The 1720-nt window shown below is 65.1% G+C and carries 3 protein-coding genes; all 3 read right to left on the bottom strand.

What is annotated here, in order from left to right; translation table 11 throughout:
* On the bottom strand, positions 1-751 hold a 751-nt coding region (locus EOD07_RS33480), incomplete at its 3' end, for an amino acid ABC transporter ATP-binding protein (protein ID WP_164772796.1).
* On the bottom strand, positions 748-1428 hold the full coding sequence (locus tag EOD07_RS33485; protein ID WP_041000882.1) for an ABC transporter permease subunit: 681 nt from the start codon (positions 1426-1428) through the stop codon (positions 748-750). The genes EOD07_RS33485 and EOD07_RS33480, both read right to left, overlap by 4 nt.
* Before the next feature lie 162 nt (positions 1429-1590).
* Positions 1591-1720 (bottom strand): transporter substrate-binding domain-containing protein (locus tag EOD07_RS33490; RefSeq protein WP_127238265.1); only part of this gene is annotated, 130 nt, incomplete at its 5' end.

Raw genomic sequence — 1720 nt, forward strand, 5'->3', positions numbered from 1 at the left:
GTGCTTCCTCCTGCCGCAGCGAGGCAATAAAGCGCTTGGTGCGCTCGCGCTCCGGATTGTCGAACACGACCGAGGCCGGTCCCTTCTCGACGATCGAGCCGGCATCGAGGAAGACGACCTCCTGCGCGATCTTGGAGGCGAGCCTGAGATCATGCGTGGCCATCACCATGGTCGTGCCCTCGCGGGCCAGCTGCCCAAGCACGTCGACCACTTCCTGCGCCAGTTCCGGATCGAGCGCCGAGGTCGGCTCGTCGCAAAGCAGCACGCGCGGCGAGGGCGCCAGCGCCCGGGCGATCGCCACGCGCTGCTGCTGGCCGCCCGACAGCGTCGCCGGCCAGGCATCGGCCTTGTGCGCCATGCCGACCTTTTCGAGCAGCGCCATCGCCCGCTCGCGCGCTCGCGCCTCCGGCCATTTCAGCACCGTCACCAGCCCTTCCATGACATTCTCGATCGCCGTGCGATGCGGAAAGAGCTGAAAATTCTGGAACACCATGCCGGTCTGCAGGCGGATGCGCTGAACGTCCTTGGCCGGCACCTTGACGCCGGGATGGAGCGCAAGCGTCTCCTCGCCGATGCGCAGGGAACCGGACGTGGGAATCTCCAGCAGGTTGATGCAACGCAGGAGCGTGCTTTTGCCGCCGCCCGAAGGGCCGACCAGCGCGGTCACGCTGCCCTCGTCGAGGCTGACGGTGACGCCCTTCAGCACCAGATTGTCGCCGAAGCGCTTTTCGATGTCGGTGAGGCCGATCATGCGTTGGCCTCCAGGAACCCGCCATAGCGGTTGAGCCGCACCTCCAGCCGCGCCTGCAGCGCCGACAGCACCGAACTCAACGCCAGATAGAGTGCCGCCGCCTCCACATAGAGGATCAGCGGCTCATAGGTGGTGGCGACGATGCGCTGCGCGGCCTGGAACATCTCGGGCACGGTGATCGCCGCCGCGAGCGAGGTGTCCTTGACCAGCGAGATGAAGGTGTTGGAAAGCGGCGGCACCGCGACGCGGCCAGCTTGCGGAAGGATGGTGCGCCGCATCGCCTGGTTCCAGGTCATGCCGATCGAATAGGAGGCCTCCCACTGGCCCTTCGGCACCGAGCCGATGACGGCGCGGATGATCTCGGAGGTATAGGCGCCGATGTTGAGCGTGAAGCCGATCAGCGCGGCGGGAAAGGCATCGAGCAGGATGCCGACCGAGGGCAGGCCGTAGAAGATCAGGAAGAGCTGCACCAGAAGCGGCGTGCCGCGAAAGATCCAGACATAGAAGCGCACCAGCGCGACCAGCGGTTTCGGGCCGAACAGCCGGATCAGCGCCGTCACCAGTCCGGCGATCAGCCCGAGCGCGAAGGACAAAAGCGTCAGCGGCACGGTGAAGATCAGCGCCGCCCATAGCAGCGTCGGCAATGATTCCAGCATCAATTGCAGCCAGTGCGGCACGGGGCGCTTCTCCCTTCCAGATACGGCGGCGCGTTCCCCCGTATGGGCTGACTATCACGCAAAAACCGCCGGGCCGTCAAAGACGGCCCCGATGAATGTCGTGTAAAAAATGGCGGGCCGTTTTTGACGGCCCGCCATTGTCCGAACAAAGGAACGATTGGCTTACTTCGAAACGTCCTGGCCGAAATACTTGTCGGCGATCTTCTGGTAGGTGCCGTCGGCCTTGATGTCGGCCAGCGCCTTGTTGATGGCCGCGACCAGCTCCGGATCGCCCTTGCGTACGATGACCCCG

This window comes from Mesorhizobium sp. M2C.T.Ca.TU.002.02.1.1 (assembly GCF_003997225.1).